19 protein-coding genes and 1 tRNA gene are annotated in these 21,059 nt (G+C 38.3%); 8 read left to right on the top strand and 12 right to left on the bottom strand.

The features are described 5' to 3' along the window. Window positions 1-52: 52 nt before the first annotated feature. From CFPU101_RS21810 to CFPU101_RS21795, 4 genes are all read right to left on the bottom strand, one after another. Window positions 53-709 (bottom strand): DUF3386 domain-containing protein, encoded by a 657-nt coding sequence (locus CFPU101_RS21810; protein WP_206817564.1) that lies wholly within the window; start codon window positions 707-709, stop codon window positions 53-55. Window positions 710-843: 134 nt separating this feature from the next. After that, window positions 844-1,551: a rhomboid family intramembrane serine protease gene (locus CFPU101_RS21805; protein WP_206817562.1), complete on the bottom strand. Its 708-nt coding sequence runs from the start codon at window positions 1,549-1,551 to the stop codon at window positions 844-846. A 189-nt stretch (window positions 1,552-1,740) separates the two neighbouring features. After that, on the bottom strand, window positions 1,741-2,223 hold the full coding sequence (gene psbV / locus CFPU101_RS21800; RefSeq protein ID WP_206817576.1) for a photosystem II cytochrome c-550: 483 nt from the start codon (window positions 2,221-2,223) through the stop codon (window positions 1,741-1,743). Window positions 2,224-2,329: 106 nt separating this feature from the next. Beyond that, window positions 2,330-2,548 carry a translation initiation factor IF-2 gene (locus CFPU101_RS21795; RefSeq protein WP_206817561.1) on the bottom strand — a complete coding sequence of 73 codons (219 nt, stop codon included), beginning with the start codon at window positions 2,546-2,548 and terminating at the stop codon, window positions 2,330-2,332. Window positions 2,549-2,721: 173 nt separating this feature from the next. On the opposite strand from CFPU101_RS21795, the gene cobM reads away from it, so the two are divergent. From cobM to CFPU101_RS21780, 3 genes are all read left to right on the top strand, one after another. Continuing rightward, window positions 2,722-3,513: a precorrin-4 C(11)-methyltransferase gene (gene cobM / locus CFPU101_RS21790; protein ID WP_206817559.1), complete on the top strand. Its 792-nt coding sequence runs from the start codon at window positions 2,722-2,724 to the stop codon at window positions 3,511-3,513. A 6-nt stretch (window positions 3,514-3,519) separates the two neighbouring features. Then, on the top strand, window positions 3,520-4,974 hold the full coding sequence (locus CFPU101_RS21785; protein ID WP_206817557.1) for a glycoside hydrolase family 13 protein: 1,455 nt from the start codon (window positions 3,520-3,522) through the stop codon (window positions 4,972-4,974). A 261-nt stretch (window positions 4,975-5,235) separates the two neighbouring features. Beyond that, the gene (locus CFPU101_RS21780; RefSeq protein ID WP_206817555.1) at window positions 5,236-7,446 is read left to right on the top strand and encodes a hypothetical protein; all 2,211 of its coding nucleotides are present in this window, start codon (window positions 5,236-5,238) and stop codon (window positions 7,444-7,446) included. A gap of 86 nt (window positions 7,447-7,532) precedes the next feature. On the opposite strand, the gene CFPU101_RS21775 is transcribed toward CFPU101_RS21780, so the two are convergent. The 4 genes from CFPU101_RS21775 to CFPU101_RS21760 all read right to left on the bottom strand — a co-directional run bounded on the left by CFPU101_RS21775 (window position 7,533) and on the right by CFPU101_RS21760 (window position 11,367). Then, entirely contained in the window at window positions 7,533-8,690 is a 1,158-nt protein-coding gene (locus CFPU101_RS21775) for an FtsW/RodA/SpoVE family cell cycle protein (protein WP_206817553.1), read from the bottom strand. Window positions 8,691-8,870: 180 nt separating this feature from the next. Then, on the bottom strand, window positions 8,871-9,512 hold the full coding sequence (locus CFPU101_RS21770; protein WP_206817551.1) for an HAD-IA family hydrolase: 642 nt from the start codon (window positions 9,510-9,512) through the stop codon (window positions 8,871-8,873). Window positions 9,513-9,532: 20 nt separating this feature from the next. After that, on the bottom strand, window positions 9,533-10,963 hold the full coding sequence (locus tag CFPU101_RS21765; protein ID WP_206817549.1) for an MFS transporter: 1,431 nt from the start codon (window positions 10,961-10,963) through the stop codon (window positions 9,533-9,535). A 14-nt stretch (window positions 10,964-10,977) separates the two neighbouring features. Continuing rightward, window positions 10,978-11,367 (bottom strand): hypothetical protein, encoded by a 390-nt coding sequence (locus CFPU101_RS21760; protein WP_206817547.1) that lies wholly within the window; start codon window positions 11,365-11,367, stop codon window positions 10,978-10,980. A gap of 385 nt (window positions 11,368-11,752) precedes the next feature. On the opposite strand from CFPU101_RS21760, the gene CFPU101_RS21755 reads away from it, so the two are divergent. The 3 genes from CFPU101_RS21755 to CFPU101_RS21745 all read left to right on the top strand — a co-directional run bounded on the left by CFPU101_RS21755 (window position 11,753) and on the right by CFPU101_RS21745 (window position 14,290). Beyond that, window positions 11,753-12,238 (top strand): DUF6328 family protein, encoded by a 486-nt coding sequence (locus tag CFPU101_RS21755; RefSeq protein ID WP_206817545.1) that lies wholly within the window; start codon window positions 11,753-11,755, stop codon window positions 12,236-12,238. 253 nt (window positions 12,239-12,491) lie between these two features. After that, the gene (locus CFPU101_RS21750) at window positions 12,492-13,298 is read left to right on the top strand and encodes a phytanoyl-CoA dioxygenase family protein (protein ID WP_206817543.1); all 807 of its coding nucleotides are present in this window, start codon (window positions 12,492-12,494) and stop codon (window positions 13,296-13,298) included. Between the two features lie 11 nt (window positions 13,299-13,309). Then, window positions 13,310-14,290: a glycoside hydrolase family 43 protein gene (locus tag CFPU101_RS21745; RefSeq protein WP_206817541.1), complete on the top strand. Its 981-nt coding sequence runs from the start codon at window positions 13,310-13,312 to the stop codon at window positions 14,288-14,290. Window positions 14,291-14,303: 13 nt separating this feature from the next. Here CFPU101_RS21745 and CFPU101_RS21740 read toward each other — a convergent pair whose 3' ends face one another. Beyond that, complete coding sequence (locus CFPU101_RS21740) at window positions 14,304-15,497, bottom strand: NAD(P)/FAD-dependent oxidoreductase (RefSeq protein WP_206817539.1); 1,194 nt, start codon at window positions 15,495-15,497, stop codon at window positions 14,304-14,306. 178 nt (window positions 15,498-15,675) lie between these two features. On the opposite strand from CFPU101_RS21740, the gene CFPU101_RS21735 reads away from it, so the two are divergent. Both CFPU101_RS21735 and CFPU101_RS21730 read left to right on the top strand, forming a co-directional pair. Continuing rightward, window positions 15,676-18,669 carry a plasmid replication protein, CyRepA1 family gene (locus CFPU101_RS21735; RefSeq protein ID WP_206817537.1) on the top strand — a complete coding sequence of 998 codons (2,994 nt, stop codon included), beginning with the start codon at window positions 15,676-15,678 and terminating at the stop codon, window positions 18,667-18,669. Window positions 18,670-18,772: 103 nt separating this feature from the next. Beyond that, window positions 18,773-18,858, top strand: a tRNA-Leu gene (locus CFPU101_RS21730). 8 nt (window positions 18,859-18,866) lie between these two features. Here CFPU101_RS21730 and CFPU101_RS21725 read toward each other — a convergent pair. From CFPU101_RS21725 to CFPU101_RS21720, 3 genes are all read right to left on the bottom strand, one after another. Continuing rightward, window positions 18,867-19,964 (bottom strand): RNA polymerase sigma factor, RpoD/SigA family, encoded by a 1,098-nt coding sequence (locus CFPU101_RS21725; protein WP_206817535.1) that lies wholly within the window; start codon window positions 19,962-19,964, stop codon window positions 18,867-18,869. A gap of 398 nt (window positions 19,965-20,362) precedes the next feature. Further along, window positions 20,363-20,467, bottom strand: coding sequence for a S8 family serine peptidase (locus CFPU101_RS26055; protein WP_277988789.1), 105 nt, complete (start codon window positions 20,465-20,467; stop codon window positions 20,363-20,365). Window positions 20,468-20,492: 25 nt separating this feature from the next. Further along, complete coding sequence (locus tag CFPU101_RS21720; RefSeq protein ID WP_277988788.1) at window positions 20,493-20,870, bottom strand: S8 family serine peptidase; 378 nt, start codon at window positions 20,868-20,870, stop codon at window positions 20,493-20,495. Between the last annotated feature and the right edge of the window lie 189 nt (window positions 20,871-21,059).

Here is a 21,059-nt window from a genome sequence, read left to right as displayed (position 1 = left end):
GTTTAATGATTTGGTTAATCTCTTTTTTCTTTATCCTAGCTCAAAGCCAAGGTTAAGCTGTTACGGTTTCCAGTAACTGGATGTTAGAAAAGATAAATTCAGTGACAAACTTTTCACCACCTGCATCGATCGCGTCAATCACTTGATGTGTGGGAAGATAATAATTACCGAACTGTTCGTAACTTTCGGTAAAATCTCTTTTTCCTTTTAATTCATTGGTTTTAGAATTTCGGAAAATTGCATTGTATTTCGTCGAAATATAGCCCTCATCGGTTTCTAAGCTTTCTTCGGTATTGATGACAAAAGCTACAGGCCCCATGACACGACTAACTTGACAAATTTCTGTTCCTCTAATTTTATAGTTTGACCCCATTGCATCCCCAGTGACTAAAATTTCGACTGCACCTGTAGGGTCTTCATTGCCTAAATTAAAAGTATTCTTCCCGTGAGACTGTTCAAAGTTTGAGCGTTTACGATGGGTTACGATGTCTCTGAGTTGGTTGTAGACACTTTCAGTGACCTTTTCGTCTTCTATTTCGCTAACTTCTACACTATAGTCCGCATTCACTCGTAGCTTACCTGTATAGACTTCGTTTCCTTGCTTGAGGGTAATATCTGCGATATAGCCTGGGAAATTCGCATCCCAAGTATAACGGTTTTCGTAGGCTTTACGAAATAGATCACGAGCATTATCTGTAGTTACAGTCATATTTACTTTACTGATGGCTCAAAGTTTCTCTTTTATTCTATCGTCTTATATTTTTTGCTTTGCTGGGTTTTCTGTCCTATCTAAATAATAGTACGTATCTACTATGTTCGATAATCAACGATGCGGTATATTAACTAAAAACGAGTATTATCAGGGCGAAATAAACCCAGTAACGGCCCGAGAACCGCACCAAAAACAAAGCCACCTGCATGGGCCCAATAAGCAATACCACCGTTTTCCATCCCTACATTAGTCGGTACACTGAGACTTGCAAAACTATAAAAAGCTTGTTGGACAAACCAAAAACCGAGGAATAAAAACGCGGGAACCCGAAACGTCCAAAATAATAATCCTAGTGGAATGAGTGTCACAACTTGAGCTTGGGGAAAACGCAGAATATAGGCACCCATGACTCCCGCGATCGCACCACTGGCACCTAAAGAGGGAATCATTGAGTTATAAGAAAAATACCACTGAGCAAGAGCCGCTAAAACGCCGCAGGATAGATAAAAAATCAAGAATTTGACATGACCCAGACGATCTTCAACATTATTGCCAAAAATCCACAAAAATAACATATTTCCAGCAATGTGTAAAAAGCCACCATGCAAAAATTGTGAGGTGATCAACGTCCACCATTCAGGGATCGGTTGACCGACTGGGATACCATTAAAATTAGCAGTCAGTTCTTTGGGGATCACGGCAAATGATTCAAAAAAAGCGTCTAATTGTTGGGGAGTTAGAGTAATTTGATAGAGAAAAACGAGGATATTAAGGGCAATTATGCCATAGGTAACATAGGGAGTAATGCTAATGGGATTATCATCGCGGAGGGGAACCACAAATTTTGTCCTCTAAAAAATCAAAATTTAAAAGGGATTAATTAACCCTCATTTTGCCCTGCTTTATCGACTGATGCAACCCTCAAGAAAGAATCATCAACTTAATATAGAGATAAATTAAAATCCCCCTAAAACTTTAGAGGGATTGACAAAATAAGATAAGTATGCTAATAGTAAACGAATCGTGATTTAGAAATAAATCGTACCACCCCAACGCTCATCTAGTTTAGGCGCGATTAGTAAATAACTAGCAACATCGAACACATCATCTTCAGTCAGATTTCTGAGTTCAGGATAGAGATCAGTCCGAGTCACATTAGGATGTTCTTCAGATAGATCTTTTTCTCCATCGTAGCTAGTAGGATGCTTTAAGTAGTCAACCAAGGCTGTTACATTAGTTCTAGGAGGTTCAGCCCCAGCCATATCAGATAAACCTAAACTGACGTTATTATTAGTTTTGGTTTTACCTTGTAAATGACATTTGGTGCAAGAACCATTAAAGATTCGTTGTCCAGATGTGACTTGCTGAGAACTTAAGGTAACCGACTCTCCACCTTCATTTAAAGGGATCGTACGGGTTTCGCTATCGAGTTCTAAAGCAAAAGCACTATTGATCTGAAATTGGAAGATAAAAAAGACTGTGGCGATCGCCACCCAAAAGAATCTCTTGATCATCGTTCTCCTCAAACAGTTTGAATGATTCATCTTATATTGGAACGCTATTAACCATCATCCGTCTTACTATGCTTTCAATCAACCGTGCTTAGGTATCACACGCTTATAAATTTTTTTTTAATGAGCTATCCTGTGTTTGAATATTTAACCCTGATTGTTGGGATAAAATCAGAGAAATAACTGCTTTAGCATCCTCTAGCGCAAGTAGGGTTTGCTGATCTTTATAACCGACGTTTAACTGGTCGCACAAACTGTACACAGTCTCTACACTTAGATTATATTCAGCAGCAATATCATTGATGGATAAGTCAGCGAAGCCCATAGGTTGATGATTGTCGTTCTAGCAAGAGCAGATTTAATAGTTACCATAACTATGATGCCATTCAATAGCATACCTTTAAATGGTTTTTCACATTAAGCTTTGAAAAAAAACAAAACGCATTTTTTTGCGATGTTCGGTACAATCGGAAAACCTCTAACTTACTCTACTAATTAATGCTGAGTCACCCATCTACCGTTTATCCTCCTGCTGTCTATTTTATTGGAGCCGGGCCAGGCGATCCAGAGTTATTAACCCTCAAAGCTTATAAAATTCTCACTTCTGCGGATATTATTCTTTATGCAGACTCTCTCGTCCCTAAACAAATCTTACAAGATGTCCGTAGTAACGCACAGTTAATCCCAACGGGGAATAAAACCTTAGAGGACATTTTACCGATCATGATCGAGGGAGTTAAAGATAAAGCGATCGTCGTTCGGTTACATTCGGGGGATCTTACCCTTTATAGTGCCATCCATGAACAAATTTTAACCCTGATTGAAGAAAATATTCCCTTTGAACTGATCCCAGGTATTAGTGCATTTCAAGCCGCAGCCGCTAAACTAGGGACAGAACTGACTATTCCTAACCTCGTACAGACTATTATTCTGACCCGTGTTAGTGGTTTAGCTTCCCCCGTTCCCCCGACTGAAGAATTAGCAAGTCTTGCTTCTCACCAAGCAAGTTTATGTTTATATTTAGCGGCCCGTCATGTTGAAGATGCACAAAACCAACTTTTACAACATTATCCAGCAGATACCCCCGTAGCGGTCTGTTTTCGAGTCGGTTGGCCCGATGAAAAAATCTGGATCGTTCCTCTTAATAAAATGACCGAACTCACCGAACAAGAAAAACTAATTCGGACAACTCTTTATATCATTAGTCCCGCGTTATTAACCGAGCAAAAAGTCCGTTCTCGTCTCTATCATCCCGAACATTCCCACTTATTCAGACCTCTTGTCAAGTAAATGATTATGGATATCAAGACACCAGACTGGGTAAAATCTGCTGTATTTTATCAAATTTTTCCTGATCGCTTTGCTAAAACACAACATCCTAAACCAGGACTATGGCAACCCCAAAAAATTGAACCTTGGGACACGTTACCCTCTTCACAAGGTTATAAAGGAGGAGATCTTTGGGGAGTCATTGAAAAGTTAGATTATCTCCAAGAATTAGGAGTCAACGCGATTTATTTTACACCAATTTTTCAATCCGCTTGCAATCATCGCTATCATACTCATGATTATTATCAAGTTGATCCAATGTTAGGGGGTAATATTGCTTTTGATGCGTTACTTGATGCGGCACATCAACGCGATATGAAAGTGGTTTTAGATGGTGTCTTTAATCATGCAAGTCGTGGCTTTTTCTTCTTTAATGATATTTTAGAAAACGGGAGTAATTCCCCTTGGGTTGATTGGTTTAGAATTCTTGATTGGCCGCTTTCTCCCTATGATGGTAGTAAACCCGCTAACTATATGAGTTGGTGGGATATTCGAGCTTTACCGCAATTTAATCATGATCATCCACAAGTCAAAGAATATCTGATGCAAATTGGCGAATATTGGGTTAAAAAAGGGATTGATGGTTGGCGTTTAGATGTCCCCAATGAAATTCATACCCCAGGATTTTGGCAAGAATTTCGCACTCGAATTAAAGCGATTAATCCTGAAGCTTATATTGTCGGAGAAATCTGGACAGATGCGAGACAATGGCTCGATGGAACCCAATTTGATGGGGTGATGAACTATCTTTTGACTGAAAAGATTCTTGCATTTGTGGGAGGCGATCGTCTCTTAGATATTTATGTAGAATCTGCACCCTATAATCCCTATCCACCGCTTTCGGCTAAAGAATATGCCAAGAAAATTGACCGGTTAGTAACTTTATATCCTTGGCAAATTCAATTAACCCAAATGAACCTTTTAGATAGTCATGATACAGCCAGATATAGAACGGTTGTTGGTGAAGATTCTAAAAGTATTGAATTAGCGACTTTACTCTTATTTACATTTCCTGGCGCACCGAGTATTTATTATGGGGATGAAATTGGTTTAGTGGGTGGTTTAGATCCCGACTGTCGTCGTAGTTTTCCAGTCGAAAATCAATGGGATTTAGACGTATTAAACTATCACAAAAAGTTAATTAATTTACGTCGCTATTGTCCTGCATTTTGTACTGGTAAATATAAATTTGTTTTTGCTAATCAATCTGTTTATGTTTTTGCCAGAATTGTCGCCGAGCAAACTTTAATTATCGCGATTAATATCAGTGAACAATCTGAAACAGTTGTTATTGACCTCAATCAAAATATTAATTTTAAGGGTGAGCAAATATTATATGGTGATCTTGAATATGAATGGATTGATGCTAAAAAACAACTAAAATTAATGCTTCCTGCTAGAAGTGGCTGTATTCTAGAATAAACTTAATTACTGCTTCCTTATCACCTATTTGTTAAGCCTTTTGTCAGGCTTATTTTTTTGATACAAATTGTTACTTTTGAAAAGTTTACAATAGTTCAATTGCTTAACTATTGATTATATAATTAGTTTAGAATCTGCTTTTAACCTAAAGATAAACTAAAGTTATATTGTTTTCCTAACCATCTAATGAATAGAGCTTAGATATGTTTAATCTATTCAGAGCAATAAACTTTTATAATTTTTCAGTAAAGATTGTTTAAAATGTTAAATATTATTCCGCTCACTAACAATGCTTTTCCCGATGAAGATTTTGATGGTGATCTAGCACAAAGTCAAGTGGTATGGAGAGGGTTACAAAGTGAGTTTCAAGACTATGAAATTTACTTTTATGATGGATCTAGAACGATTCAAATTTCTGATAATGTAACTGATGATTTTGGGCCAAGGGTATCGAATAGCCAAATTGTTTGGTATTCATCTAATGATGGCGATTCAGAAATTTACTTTTATGATGGGAACCAAACTCGACAACTAACTAATAATACTGCTGATGATAAATATCCTGAAATTTCTAACGGTAAAATTTTATGGTATCAGGAGATAAATAACCCAGAAACTGGCTCATATCAAACAGACCTTTACTTTTATGATGGGAACCAAACCCGACAAATAACTGATAATGAAACTAGCGAATATAAAGCTCAATTTTATGGTGATCAAATTGTTTGGGAAGGACAAGATCCAACAGAGCAAGGAGGCGATCTAGAAATCCTACTTTACAATAATGGACAAACGCTCAAACTTACTGATAATCAAACTTATGATGCCATACAAACAATCGAAGGAAACTATATTATTTGGACTAGCGTTAATCGAATCGCTGCTCGTGATGAACTGTTCTTATACAATGGTGCAGCCACAATCCAGTTAACTCAAAACGGGTTTGATTATGGCTCCTTTGATACTGATGGACAAAATGTTGTTTGGATAGAAAACAATCAAGTATATCTTTATGATGGCAATACAACTAATATCATTAACAATGATAGTTTTAATAAATCAAATGCTCAAGTCAGTGGCAATAAAATAGCTTGGTTAGGTTCTAGTGAATCAACTAACTATCATACTGAAGTATTTTTGTATGATGGTGACACTATCACTCAATTAACTGATGATAATCTTAATAAAGATAGTTTATTATTAGATGGTGAAAATATTGTTTGGCGAGTTGATAATTCTGTAAACTACAACGATAACCATGATATTTATATCTATAGAAATGGTGCGGTATCACCCTTAGCTACGACGAGTGGAAATGAAGAAATTATCGATCTCAGAGGTAACAATCTTTTAGGAGCTATTGATGATCCTAATGGTTATTATAGGACGGTTGATCAAGTATTCCTCGTAACATGGACAGATGATACCTTCCCAATACTAGAAAACCCTGAGCAATATGGTGCATCGTATCCAGATTTAATCGAAGCCTATGGTTATAATTTAGAGGCTTTTAATCAACATTATCGCGACTTTGGTTTTGCTGAAGGTCGTAGTATAGATTCATTTGATGAGTTTGAATATCTAGCCTCAAATCCTGATTTAATAGATGCTTATGGTGCGAATGGTACAGAGGCAACCCGTCATTATATTGAAAACGGATACACTGAAGAAAGACCTTTAGATACGTTCAAAGCGGCTCAGTATATCGCTTCCAATACGGATTTAATTAGTACTTATGGTGGTTATTTTTCTAATTCTCAAGCACCAGATTTAGCAGGAGCAACACTACACTATATTACGAATGGATATGCTGAAGGAAGACCAGCAGATACATTTAATGAATATTCTTATCTAGCCGCTAATTCTGATTTAATCGGTACATTTGGTTTTGATCTTGAGGCTGCAACAATACATTATATACAACACGGCTATTATGAATATCGTCCTTTAACTTTTAATGCAACTAACTATTTAGCAGTAAATACCGATCTAATTGATGCTTTAGGAAGCGATCGTACTTTGGCTACTGAGCATTATATCGAATCTGGGTATCGTGAAGGTCGTCCAGTCTATGGGGATTTTGATGGGTTTCAATACCTCGCGTCTTACAGAGATGTCTATGATCAATTAGGTATTAATCAACAAGCAGCAGTCGAGCATTTTGTCGATTATGGTTATGAAGAAGGACGAGCTAGAGATACATTTGATGAATATCGCTATCTAGCATCTAATCCCGACATTATCCCGTCTTACAGTTATTACTCTCCATACTACGGCTATGTCGATACTTATGGGGCGACATATCATTATCTCTATAACGGTATTGCTGAAAATCGTCCGACGACGACCTTTGATCCAGTTCAATACTATAATGCTAACCCTGATGTTGCTGCATTTTATAACGGTGATCTTTCTCAGGCAAGCTATCACTATGTACAGCATGGTTATTATGAAAATCGCCCAACGGTTTAAACCTTTTGTTATGGTTATGAATTAACAAACTATCTGTAGGGGTTTAGAAATTAGATCCCTACAATTATTTCACACTTTTTGCTTGTTCAAAGACGACGGGAGGCAAAAGGAACAACATCTGCTTCACTACTTTCTCTAGCAACTCGAATGAGTAACCCTGCTAGAAATAGACTTGCTAGACTTGAACTCCCACCATAGCTAAAGAGAGGAAGGGGTAAACCTGTCGTCGGTAATGCACCTGTAGCGACACCAATATTAAGTAAAGATTGACCAACTAAAACAATCATAACGCCCATAGCTACTAATCGTTTGATCGGGTGACGACATTTAAGGGCAACTAATAACGCCAAAGTCGCATAAAGCATGAGTAAGAGTAATAAGACAACTCCACCCGCAAAGCCAAATTCTTCAGCGAAGACCGCAAAAATAAAATCTGTATCAGGAAAAGGCAAATAAAACAGTTTTTGTTGAGATAACCCGTAACCATTGCCCCAAGTTCCTCCCGAACCCACAGCTAGTAAACTTTGTACTAGCTGATAACCATCTCCCCTAGCATCCGCCCAAGGATTGAGAAAAGACAAAACTCGTCGTCTTTGATATTCTCGCAGACTAATACTTAAAAAAGCCAGCGCAAATCCACCGATCGCAGTCCCACTTAAATAGGTTAGCGGTAATCCTGCCGCTAATGCAATTAACCAAATCGTCATCCCACATAATGCAGTCGTACTTAAATTCGGCTGTAGTAAAATTGCGGCTAAAGTTAGGGCAAAGATCCCCAACCATCCGAGACGATATCCCCAACGTAAACGATACCAATTGCCGAATAAGTGTGCGCTTTGTAACACTAAAAAGGGCTTCATTAATTCAGATGGTTGTATTGATATTGGCCCTATTTTAATCCAGCGCGTCGCCCCATTGACTTCTTCTCCTAATCCAGGTATATGTGTACTTATAATTAAGCCGAGGACTCCTAGAATCATCCAAGGAGCAATCTTTAACATATTTTTCAGAGGACATTGTACAATCAAATTTAGCCCAACTAAGCCAAACCAGACCCAAATCAGTTGACGTTTGATAAAATAAAGTCCATCGTTATTTTGACTATCACTTAGAGCGTAGGAAGCCGAGAATAAAGCAATCAATCCTAAAATTAACCATAAGAAAGTTAGCCAGCGTAGTAAACGCGCCTCTACTGACCACTTTTTTACTTCTGGATCATAGATTGGAATAAAATAACGTAGCACAACTTACCTTAAAGGACTTATCCTTCTTAAAATATCAGAAAATTAATTCTTGAATCTTTTTTTATAGAGATTACGATGAATTTTTTGGAAATTTGTTCCATTCAAGATTATCTAATGATTGATTACGGCTTAAAGGAACGGAAAATGAGTAATTTTTACTTTAAATCAAAATTAAGAGAATCAGCGATTAATTAAAAAAGGTGTGATACCGATCGCTTTTGCTCCATAATAGTCTTCAGCAATACTATCACCGACGTGCCAAGCTTGAGACGCAAGACAATCATGTTTTTCTAATGCGGTTGTAAAAATTGAGGGATGAGGTTTAGCAAAACCTGTTTCGGATGAGATGGTAAGACTTTTAAAAAAAGATTCTAACTCTAAATGTTTTAAAACCGAATCGATGCGACTGTCAAAATTAGAAATGATGCCGAGTTCTATTTCTTGATTTTGCCAATGAGTTAGAGCATTTTTTACATCAGGATAGACAAACCAAGGCTCAGCTTGTGCAAAATAGTGATAAAGTTGATTAAAAAATTCATCAAAATTAATAAACTGCTCCACTGCACCAACTCGAGTAAATGTAGAATAGGCGATGATTTTCCACCATTGATACTCTAATTGAGGAATTTTGCAAGATTCAACATTTGGGAAAGCTAAAGGGGGAGAGGCTTTAAAACTTTTAAAAAAAGCTTTGTTTAACTGACTGGGTTCCACATTAACACCAAAAGACGCGGCGATCGTTCCATAAATTTCTCCAACACTGCCTTTTACACCAAACAGTGTACCAACCGCATCTAAAAAAATAACTTTGGGTTTTTGCATATTATTCAGTTCAACACAGATCATTTTAATGTATTCTGTTCGCGGACAAAAAGCAGTGGCACGAGAGCCGCTAAACGCAAGGCACAAGAAAGCCCAAAGATCACAGGAAAACCGCCATTTTTCAGGAATTCTACTAATAAACCACCTGCGGTCGTCGATAATGCGCCACTGACTCCACCAACCGCAGCAACAATCCCGAAATAGTGAGATTGACGCGCAATGGGGGCGACTCCTAATTGTAAATTAGTTGTACACAAATCGAGTGCTGATGTTGTTCCTCCTAGCAGTAGATGAAGTAGCGGCAAAAAGAGCCAAATTGAGATTGCATTATTTCCCATTACTAACCATAGTAGGGGAACAAACGCTGAGATAAAACCGATTCCCATGAGAATAGGACGATTACCAATGCGATCCGATAATTTGCCCCATGCGATTAACGAAATTAGATAAGCCCCAGCGTGTAAACTACTATAAATCGTTACATAGCGTACATCAAGATTAAGCCAGCCGAGCATATAAAGAGCAAAAAATGGCGCACTTAGATTAACCGCAAACATCCAAAAGCAAAAGTAGATCAGAAATTTTAAAAATTTATAGTCTCGTAGGATACTGTTTTGAGGAATTATTGATTGCTGTTGTTCAGTTGCGATCGCCTCAACCGATTCATCTACATCTAATTTTAATTTTTGTTGCTGCGGATTGACATCTGTCATCAGACATTGAAAACCTAAGCTGATAAATCCTGTGACAATGCCTAACACTAACATGATTCCATAGCCTTGAATTGAACCACTTGGCCAAGTTGCGATCGCCCAACCCAATAAAGGCACACTGATCAAATTCGTGAGGCTAATCACACTATTACGAAAGCCAAAATAACGTCCCCGTAAACGTTTTGGAACTAAGATAGCCAACCAACTAAGCCAAGACGCACTCCCCAAAGAACCGATTAAATGACTGAGTAGAACAACTCCTAATGTCCAAATGATTAGCTGATGTGACTCAATATAATGCCAGTTAGCCAAGCCAATACCCAACAACAAAATAAGCCAGATGATGCGAGATAAACCATACACCCACAGATTAAAGTAGTGACGACTATTAGTAAGTTCTGATAGGTATGCTCCCAACGGTTGCAACAAATTAATCAACATCGGAATTGAAGATAACATCCCGATTTCAGTGGGATTAGCATTTAGTTCTACCAAAAAATTATTTAATAGAACTCCACCAGTGATATTAGAAAAAATGGTGGCAAAAATGCCATCCCATGTTGAGGCTTTTAGACTGGTACGAATTTCATCTTTAGTAAAAGTTTTTTTAGGCTTTGATGGAGAAGTAATAATGATTTGTGGAATGGCTTCAGTCGTCTGTACTAAAAGATCATTATTAAGTTCGATTAGATTGGTTTGGACTGTAATTAAACCGCCTTCAATTTCAAGAGGATTCATTAGTTATATGATCTTTAGTTTTTCCATTCATCAATTTGAAACAGAACGCGCACTTTATCAGTTTGAGCTTCATTTCTTGCAAAAGTATCAAATTCTGGATCAGCGTTAGTTGTCTCTCCCATAATTACTTTAAATTCTTGACCAATAAACTTAAAATTGGATTGGGTTTGAGTACGTCTACCTACAGTACCATCAGGATAATTAAGTGTGTCTTGCTGAGAATCTGGGAAAAAGGCTTCAGGATCTTCAGCAAAAGAACGACTTTCTAAATTAGAAAGAATAGGTCTAGAACGGAGTTGGGTTCTTGAATTAACTTGTTGCGCTTCAATAGATGCTTGCTCTAAAGAGGCAAAAAGAGTACTAAATAAAACGATTTTTAGGGCAAAATTAATTTTCCGTAACATAAATAATTTTCCTATGATGGATAATTTTTACTACCTTTATTTATATGTTATTAAGATATATTACTATTTTCTTCCGTCCCAAGAAAGAAACAAGAATAAGCTTTTTTATATATTTTGGTGAAAATTTGACAAGTTTGCTCATAAATTTAGACATCTTAAACTAAAACCTGTTCGCTTTAACAGGATTTTAGCTTTAAATCTATCTATCCTAAACTCATGTCACTTTTAGCGAAAAGCAAATGAGCATTATTTCAACCTAAAAAATGATCTTTCTGTCTAGAGAGGGAGATGACTAACCACTCATCTTAATCTATTCTTAACTTAAGAAGATGAACTGGAGCTCATTCAGCATTTTAATCAAAGCTAAATCAGAGGACGAAAATTTATGGCCAATCACGAGATTTCGTCTGGTTTCCCAGAAACACTAAATGACAGTGAGTATGAGCAAAAGAGCTTGAATGAGATGTTGCAGGAGTTGCGGGTCTTGCAACAGGGGAGCCAAATATTAGTAGGATTTTTGATTCTTTTGCCCTTCAATGAGGGATTTTCTAAAATTGAGCTTTTTGAAAAGTGGGTTTATATCGTCGCTTTTATTTCATCGATTATTAGCTTGATCTGCTATAGCGCACCAGCAGCACAACATCGTCTTGAACGACCTTTACGGCACCGTATCAAGTTTAAGCAAACGTCAACCCATATCATTATTGTTGGAACAATTTCACTTTCTGTTGCTTTGATTTCAACTACACAGTTAGTATTGAATGAAGTTGTAGGGTATAGCTGGTCATTGCTCGGAACTATCATTATTGGGCTTCTAATCGGGATTATTTGGTGGTTAATTCCCTTATTTCATAAAAAAAAATATCGTTAGAATTGTTTATTGATGACTATTTGTTTTTCTCTTAAAGCTAAACTAAAAATTTTAAATATTATTTCTATTATAACTCATATTAAACCTAAAAGAATACCTACCAAAAGAAATTAAGTTTTTTGAAGAATTGCCGATACAAGAGCCATTACGCTTCAACCGTTAGAGAGAATAGATCTCGCAAGTGATAGCTACATTTAGCTTGAATCGAGAGCTAAATCTAGCTATATAATCTTTAGCTGGAACAGACGAAAACATGATTCAAAGCATTAATACTACAACCTTTACCGACCTTGATCTCGATCAGTTTGCAGAAGATCTTAATCGAGATGGAATTTGTGTGATTCGCGGGTTATTTGAACGATCGCTAATTGAAGAATGGGCAGTTGCTTTCGATGCGTTATTTCAAGAACGGCAACAGCGATCGCTTGGGATTGCTCCCAGAGGTAAGGCACGTTGCTATGTTACATTACCTTGGGTGCCTCCCTTTGCTAATCCAGAAGTGTTTGCCAATCCAACCATTTTGGGCGTGCTAGATCGCGTGTATTACCAAGAATATAAGCTAGTTCAATTAGCAGCAGATATTCCGATGCAGGGGTCTGAGTATCAAATCATTCATCGTGATTTTAGACCACTATTTACCGATCAGATTGTCACACCGCTTTATGCTCTGGCTGTTAATTTTCCTTTAGTTGAAGTGACTTCTGAAAATGGGCCGTTTGAGATGGCGCGGGGAACTCATCGGATGCCACGTGAAGAGGGATTAGTTAAAATTCAAGCAGGTGAAATTCCAATGGAACAGTTTTATATGCAGCCTGGAGATGTAATGATTCGCTCACCTTTGGCACTGCATCGGGGTACACCGAATCGAACAGAGCAACCACGCCCTATGATTGTGATGGGTTATATTATGCACTGGCTACACACCCATAAGGTAGATTTAACTCTGGCGCAAGATTACTACAATGGTTTGTCATCCCAACTTCAGCAGTTACTTCGGTGTCGGCTCGTCGAACAGTTACCAGACCAGATGACAGAAACTTATATTAATTTTGAGTACTAATTGTCATTGCTATGACAAATTACACGAATCCCGTTTATTCAGATTATTTTGCTGATCCGTTTGTTTGGCAACATCAGGGGGTCTATTATGCGATCGGTACAGGACGTACAGAAGCAGTGGGACAGGTGGATGAGATTGAGCAAAGGCGAGTTTTTCCTTTGCTGTGGTCTGATAATTTAGCTAACTGGCAGTTTGCTGGAAACGCTTTACAACGTCTGGATCCTACACTAGGGGATAATTTCTGGGCCCCTGAAGTTGCCTATTGTGATGGGATGTTTTACCTCTATTATTCTGTTGGGCATGAGGATAAAAACCATCAGTTACGGGTTGCCACGAGTTCTAAACCTTTAGGGCCGTATCAAGATACTGGTGAGCCATTGGTCGAGCCAAAAAACTGTCCATTTGCGATCGATCCAAGTCCCTTTCAAGATTCGGACGGTCAATGGTATCTCTTTTATGCACAGGATTTTCTCGATACTGAAAATGGCGTTCGTGCGGGAACTGCATTAGTTGTTGATCGCCTGATGACCATGACGAAGTTAGCAGGAGAAACTAAGGTGGTTTTGCGGGCCCGTCATGACTGGCAACGATTTTTAGCCGATCGTCCGATGTACGGTAAGATTTACGATTGGCATACTTTAGAGGGCCCCTGTGTTCGTAAGCATTATAACCGTTACTATTGCTTCTATAGCGGTGGTCGTTGGGATAGCGAAAACTACGGGGTAGATTATGGGGTTGCCGATCACGTCATGGGGCCCTACTCCGATGTTGGAAGTGAATCAGGGGCGCGAGTTTTGCGGACAGTTCCAGATGTTGTGTTAGGGCCAGGTCATAACTCGATCGCACTCAGTCCCCACGGTCAAGCGGAATACGTGGTTTATCACGCTTGGGATGCCAAAATGGAGGCCCGCCGAATGTATATTGATTTGCTGATTTGGACACCAAAAGGGCCTCGTTGTCAAGGCCCTACTTGGACATCTCAAATGATTTGAGGTAGCGTCATCATTAATGTTGGATCATTTCTAAAATGGGTTGAGTGATCCAACTTAAGCCGACATTGAGTTGATGTTTAAGGGTGGGCAAGCGATAGAGATAAATTAAGCGACGGATTAAATGAGCCGCAGAGCCATCTAAAGAGATGCCAAAACCGCTTAGGGTAGCATCATCTATACCAAGGGTAAGCATTTCACCTAATGCTTGATAGCGGAAGGGTAATAGCGGTCGTTTATTCAGACTAGCCCAAATATTCCACGCACAATAATCAGATTGTTGAATGGCGACTTGAGCGGTTGCGGGAACTTTTTGTCCAGTAATATCTTGACAGTCGGCGACATCTCCTAAAACATAAATATTGGGATGATCGATCGCTTGTAAAAATGGATTGATGGTTAATTGTTTCTGTGCATTGTGTTGTAGGGGTAAATTAGCGATAAAATCCGATGTTTGTGATCCGACTGTCCAAAGTACGATATCAACTGGGAGGGTGGTTATTTCCCCTTTGTATTCCAAGGAAATACTATCGGCTGTAATTTCTGTAACGTTTGTTTCGAGATCTTGCCAGATGAAACGTTTTTCTAAGGCTTTTTGCGCTGCTTTGCGATTGTGATCGGGTGAATTTCTCAGAATCATATCACTTTTTTCAATAATTCTCAGTCTGCCGCGTTCTCCTAAACGATCGGCTAATTTACAGGCAATTTCTATACCACTATAACCCCCACCAACAACAGCAACTCTAATTTTTTCAGCGTTAGACTGTTCTAAATCTCTAAGTTTTTCACCGAGTTTATAAGCATCTTTTAGTGTCCGAAAGGGAATAGCATGATCTTTTGCCCCAGGAATACCGATAATTGGGGTTTGACCGCCCATCGTGATGACTAATTGATCATATGCTAGATTGGAACGATTATCGATTTGTATTTGTTGGTTAGTGATATCAATTCCAGTAACGATTCCTTGATGAAAATTGACCGAGGTGTCGGCTAAAAGTTCGACAAACGGTGGGGCAATTTCCCAAGATTGCATTTCTGAGGTGATGAGTTCGTACAATAGAGGAGAAAATAAGAAGCGATCGCTTTTATCAATGAGGAATATTGAGGGTTTTTGGTTATTTTCCCAAGGAAGTTGACTTAAACGTAGGGCTGTATATAGTCCGCCAAACCCGCCACCTAATATACAAATTTGCTTAGGTTGTTCACTCATAAAGATAAATTTTAAGATAACGCTTTCTTTTAATTATAAAGAAACCCTTAAACGTTTATCGCTTTTCACTCTGTGAGGATTCAGCTTAATCATCTAATTCTTTTCCACATCTAGTGTTTTATATGTAGAATATTAAAGCAAAACACTATAGATAGTGGTTAGTTGGAGTTTAGAACAGATGAATTATCTAACAGAGTGGCAAAATAGTTGTGTAGATGAACAGTTGATTCGTCTTAATGTCACTGCTTTAGAGGGTTCTGTTCCGACTGACTACTTACTCTATTCTGATGATCTACCAAGACGCAATGACGGGAGAGTGACTCAAAGTCTTCTGAAACGTTACGAACACACAGAACAGGGTGGCTGGTGGTGTGCAGGTATCGATTTACTGACGGGGCATGATGATTTATGGGGGTGTTTTAAGCCCAATGCACCGCGTTTCGGAGAGCAACAGAAACTCATTAAATACGAACATCCTCCCAAAACAGCAACGGGACTATTTGCCTTACGAGTTCCGCTACATATTTGGCAAATGATCTCAGAACGCTTCGGGGTTCCCATCTTATCACATGAAATTGATCGCCAGCAACCTGATTTTGGTTTTTGGCAGTGGCTGAAGAATCATCCACAAATTCCGCTTTGTATTACCGAAGGAGCGAAAAAAGCAGGGGCATTATTAACAGCAGGTTATCCCGCGATCGCATTACCAGGTATTCACAATGGTTATCGAGTTCCAAAAGATGATTTAGGTCATCGTATTGGCAAGGCTTATTTAATCCCTCAATTACAACAGTTAGCGACATCAGGAAGAGCAATTTATCTAGTTTTTGATCAAGATACTAAACCGAATACGATCACAGCAGTTAATACGGCAATTAAGCGGATGGGTTATTTATTAACACAAATCGGATGTTCAGTAAAAGTCATCACTTGGAAAGCCAATTTAGGTAAAGGAGTTGATGATTTTTTAGCAAATCAAGGTCAATCCGTTTTTGATGAAACCTATCAAAAAGCACTTTCTTTCGACATCTGGCAAGCTCAAGTCTTAAATCAATTAACTTATCAAGCTGATTTAGAGATTCATCAACGCTATTTACCTAATTTAGCCATTCCTCAGGCAGCTAAACTCATTGCTCTTAAATCACCTAAAGGAACAGGTAAAACTCTTTTTCTTGAAACAATTGTTGCTCAAGCTTTAGTCAATCATCAAAAGGTGTTAGTCATTGGTCATCGTATTAAATTAGTTGAAGAACTCTGTCATCGTTTTGGATTACAATATGTGACTGAAGTTCGAGATGATCATCAAAAACAACTTTTAGGTTATGGCTTATGTATTGATTCACTTCATCCTCATTCACAGGCACAATTTGATGCGTCACAATGGAAAGATAGCCTTGTAATTATTGATGAAGTTGAACAAGTTCTCTGGCATGGTTTAAATTCCGATACCTGTAAAAATTATCGTGTCCCTATTCTTAAATCTTTAAAAACTCTAATTCAAAATGTTTTAAGTAGTCGCGGACAAGTTTATTTAGCCGATGCTGATTTAAGTGATATTTCTTTAGATTACTTAATCTCCCTGTCTGGCATTCCTTTAAAACCATTTATCATCCAAAATAATTGGAAACCCAGTCAAGCAGAAGCCTATCAGTTTTATAATTATCCTGAAAGTACACCGAAAAAGTTCATCAAAGATTTAGTTAAATATATTCGTGATGGTGGGAAACCTTTGATTTGTCTCTCGGCACAAAAATTAACCAGTCAGTGGGGAACGTGTAATTTAGAATCCTATTTTAAAAAACAATTTCCGAAAGTCCGAATCTTACGCATTGATTCTGAGTCATTGATTGAGCCTACTCATCCTGCTTATCAATGTATGACTCATCTTAATGATATCTTGAAAAACTATGATATTGTTTTAGCAAGTCCGTCAATAGAAACGGGAGTTAGTATTGATATCAAAGGTCATTTTACTTCGGTTTGGTGTTTAGCTCAAGGACTACAAACTGTCACTTCTATTTGTCAATCTTTAGGACGGGTTAGAGAAAATATTCCTCGTTATGTTTGGTTAGCTTCCTATGGCTTTAATCAAGTGGGAAATGGTGCGACTTCAATTCCATCTTTGCTTAGTTCTGGACATCGATTAGTAGACTTAAATATTCGTTTATTACAACAGTCAGATTTAGACGCGCTTAATGATTTAGATACAGGTTTTCAAGCCGAATCATTACTGTGTTGGGCTAAAATGGCAGTGCGAGTTAATGCGTCAATGATTAATTATCGAGAAAATATCTTAGGACAGCTAGAACATGAGGGACATCAAAAGATTGAAGTTACTCAAGACATCGAAAAAAATCAACAAAAACAAAATCAATTAGCTGAAGCAATTAACGCGGTTCGAGAACAAAACTATCAAGAAGAGTGTCAAGCGATCGCAAAATCTAATCTTTTATCAGATGATGAATATCGACAGATCAAAAAGCGACTTATTAAATCAATATCAGAACGTCGTTCCCTGAAAAAATATGATTTACAAAAACGTTATGGCATTCCCGTTAATGCGGAATTAGTTATGAAAGATGATGCGGGTTGGTATCAGAAATTAAGGAGACATTATTTTTTAACAATTGGACGACAATTTTTATCGGATCGAGATACTTTAATCGCGAAAAAATTGTTAGATTGTGGTCATGGTAGTCTTTTTATTCCTGATTTTAATGGCTCGCAACTCGGAGCAATCATTGGTACGATGGAAGTTTTAGGAATTTCGGTTTTATTGGCTCATCCCGAACGAGAATTGCGCCCAACTGATTTAGATTTACAGAAAATGGCTAAAATTGCTATTCATAATCGTTCAGAAATTAAGTCGATTACTAAAATTGGTTTGGCGGGTAATTCTAGCCCAATTACTATTATTAGAAGACTTTTAGATTTACTCGGTTACGGATTAACCCAAGTTCGCTTAGAAAAAATTCAGAAAAAATCGATTAGGGTTTATCAAATTACTTTACCGAGAGATGGTAGAGAAGAAGTTTTTAGGCAGTGGTTGTTTAAAGATGAACGATGTCCAGGTAGTTCAGAAATCTGGTACGAGGATTATCTGTTAGCCTTGGATGGCAATCACTCACCGAGTTTAGAAAGCCCGTATGTACAATTATCCTTAGAGTTGTGACCTCACCTAAAAGGAGAGGGAACTATCAGGAATTCTATTTTTAGCCTATTGCCTAGAAAGAAGACTTGTGATACAATAGAAGATCGTCGGCTCAAAAAAACTTGGGGGCGTGGCGGAATGGTAGACGCTACGGACTTAAAATCCGTTGACCCTTATCAGGTCGTGTGGGTTCAAGTCCCACTGCCCCCATCAATTGATTAACTTAACCATCCTTTAAGACGGCGTGCTACCTGTGGACGGCGTAGTTTTCTCATCGCTTTACTTTGAATTTGTCTGACTCTTTCTCGTGAAAGGTTAAACATCGCGCCAACTTCTTCGAGGGTATAGGGTTGAGCAGTGACTAAGCCATAACGCAATGAAATGACATCTTTTTCTCGTTGAGTTAGAACATCACTCAAGACGGCGGCAATTTCAGAGCGCATCATTGCTTCATTCATTTGCTCTTCTGGTAGTTGCAGTTCTTCGTCTTCGAGTAAATCGACTAATTCGGTGTCTTCTCCTTTGCCGACTCGATGGTTGAGTGAAAGAGATTGACGACGTAATTGTAAGAGTTGTCTAAGTTGTTCGGGTGTGACTTCGAGTTCAATAGCGAGTTCAAGTTCGTTGGGGTTACGTTGTAGTTTTTGTTTGAGAACTCGTTGGGCTTTTTTGAGTTTATTGAGTTTTTCGACGATATGAATCGGTAAACGGATGGTTCTCGAGTCATTAGCGATGGTACGAGTAATCGCTTGACGTATCCACCAATAGGCATAGGTGGAGAATTTATAGCCTTTGTTGGGGTCGAATTTTTCGGCGGCGCGGTTTAAGCCGATCGCTCCTTCTTGGATCAGGTCTAAAAAAGGTACGCCACGATTGAGATAACGTTTGGCGATCGAGACGACTAATCTCAGATTAGAACGAATCATTTTGCGTTTGGCGGTACGTCCTTTGTACAGACGGTTCTCTAAGACTCGTTCATTTTCTAAACCTAAGAAGAGAGCCCATTCTAGTTTTGTCGGTTGACGCTGTAAGAGTTCGCTTAGTTCGAGCCGTTTTGATTCGGCATCGGCAAGGTATTTGACGGCGTAGGCGAGTTCGACTTCTTCAGAGGGTTGGAGTAGGGGATAACGTGCCATTTCTTTGAAGAAGGCTCCTACTGTGTCGTCTGAGGTGGTTTTTGTATAGCCAGTGGGAACTCGTTCATCTGTCCATTCTAAAAAATGCCGTTCAATTTCTTCGTCAATGGGTGAGATTTTTTCATTGCTGTTGATGAGGAGTTCGGCGGTTTGAGTTGGCGGTATTTTAAAGTTATTCATAAGCTATGTTGATGAGACTGGATCTATAAATTCATCTGTTTTCCCGATGGCCAAATTTTCACATTGATTTTTGTTATTTTGAGTTTTTTAAACGTTTTCTTAATTAATTGACTAATGATTTAAATTAATAAGGTAGCAAATTCAGTCAAAGTTTTTGTATGTCTAGCTACAATCAAATAAAGTGAACGACTAAATTTATTTATACTGTACCTGATGGTTTAAAAAATGGGTAGGTTAAGGATATTTTTCTTAACTTATTGTGAAGCGGTCTTGTTGATCTTTTGCTGTACTTTCGTCAAATTGCCGTTTAAATCAGTAATTAAGAATCACTCGCTGATCGATTTTATAAGCACGTTAGATAGGGTCTGGCAAGCAAACCCCTTAGAGAAAATTAGATTTTAAGCCGACGTTTGCATTAAAATATCTCGAATTTGCAGTCCTGTTAGATTAGGATTAGCACTCAACATTAAGCCTACTACACCTGCTACATGAGGAGATGCCATCGAAGTTCCGCCCTAAGTCCGATAGCTATTGTTTGGAGTTGTGGAATATATAGATATTAACACCAGATGCGGTAACATAGGCTAGAGATAGGTTAGAACCTGCTCGGTTTGAGAAAGAAGCAAAATTATTATTTTGATTGACTGCACCGACGGCAAGACCCCAGTTAGTTGCATAAGCTGCGGGATAACCGGGTGTTAAACCACCAGAGTTACCTGCTGCCATCACAACCACTGCACCTTTGCTACTAGCATATTGTATAGCTGCTTGAAACTCACTACTTCCAACAGAGCCACCTAAGCTGAAATGAATCACTTTTGCACCATTGTCAGCCGCATAGCGTACACCTTGCGCGACTGAACTAAGAGATCCTTGTCCTTGATCATTAAGGACTTTGACGGGCATAATCTTTGAATTATCCCTCTTTTGTCATATAAAGGTATAAAATAGGGAAATAATACCAATTCATTAGAATCCCTAATTCATTTATTTCACCTTTCATAATAGTTAATCTCGGATCACTCCAGTTGGCATAGGCTCTTTGTATCGTTACTCTCTCAATGGGTGAAGTATTTTTAATCTGGCTATAAATAG

Origin of the sequence: Chroococcus sp. FPU101 (assembly GCF_017312365.1) — a bacterium.
In the GTDB taxonomy this organism is placed as follows: Bacteria; Cyanobacteriota; Cyanobacteriia; order Cyanobacteriales; family Microcystaceae; genus Chroococcus.
Note: the sequence above shows the minus strand (reverse complement) of the source record. Positions and strands in the feature narration are given on the sequence as shown.

Bases quoted from the DNA above. Each gene is read 5' to 3' on its own strand.
- CFPU101_RS21720 (WP_277988788.1), bottom strand. From the start codon at position 20,870: ATGCCCGTCAAAGTCCTTAATGATCAAGGACAAGGATCTCTTAGTTCA.
- CFPU101_RS21765 (WP_206817549.1), bottom strand. From the start codon at position 10,963: ATGAATCCTCTTGAAATTGAAGGCGGTTTAATTACAGTCCAAACCAAT.
- CFPU101_RS21735 (WP_206817537.1), top strand. From the start codon at position 15,676: ATGAATTATCTAACAGAGTGGCAAAATAGTTGTGTAGATGAACAGTTG.
- CFPU101_RS26055 (WP_277988789.1), bottom strand. From the start codon at position 20,467: ATGGCATCTCCTCATGTAGCAGGTGTAGTAGGCTTAATGTTGAGTGCT.
- CFPU101_RS21755 (WP_206817545.1), top strand. From the start codon at position 11,753: ATGGCCAATCACGAGATTTCGTCTGGTTTCCCAGAAACACTAAATGAC.
- CFPU101_RS21785 (WP_206817557.1), top strand. From the start codon at position 3,520: ATGGATATCAAGACACCAGACTGGGTAAAATCTGCTGTATTTTATCAA.
- CFPU101_RS21795 (WP_206817561.1), bottom strand. From the start codon at position 2,548: ATGGGCTTCGCTGACTTATCCATCAATGATATTGCTGCTGAATATAAT.
- CFPU101_RS21760 (WP_206817547.1), bottom strand. From the start codon at position 11,367: ATGTTACGGAAAATTAATTTTGCCCTAAAAATCGTTTTATTTAGTACT.
- cobM (WP_206817559.1), top strand. From the start codon at position 2,722: ATGCTGAGTCACCCATCTACCGTTTATCCTCCTGCTGTCTATTTTATT.
- CFPU101_RS21780 (WP_206817555.1), top strand. From the start codon at position 5,236: ATGTTAAATATTATTCCGCTCACTAACAATGCTTTTCCCGATGAAGAT.
- CFPU101_RS21745 (WP_206817541.1), top strand. From the start codon at position 13,310: ATGACAAATTACACGAATCCCGTTTATTCAGATTATTTTGCTGATCCG.
- CFPU101_RS21740 (WP_206817539.1), bottom strand. From the start codon at position 15,497: ATGAGTGAACAACCTAAGCAAATTTGTATATTAGGTGGCGGGTTTGGC.
- CFPU101_RS21725 (WP_206817535.1), bottom strand. From the start codon at position 19,964: ATGAATAACTTTAAAATACCGCCAACTCAAACCGCCGAACTCCTCATC.
- CFPU101_RS21770 (WP_206817551.1), bottom strand. From the start codon at position 9,512: ATGCAAAAACCCAAAGTTATTTTTTTAGATGCGGTTGGTACACTGTTT.
- CFPU101_RS21750 (WP_206817543.1), top strand. From the start codon at position 12,492: ATGATTCAAAGCATTAATACTACAACCTTTACCGACCTTGATCTCGAT.
- CFPU101_RS21810 (WP_206817564.1), bottom strand. From the start codon at position 709: ATGACTGTAACTACAGATAATGCTCGTGATCTATTTCGTAAAGCCTAC.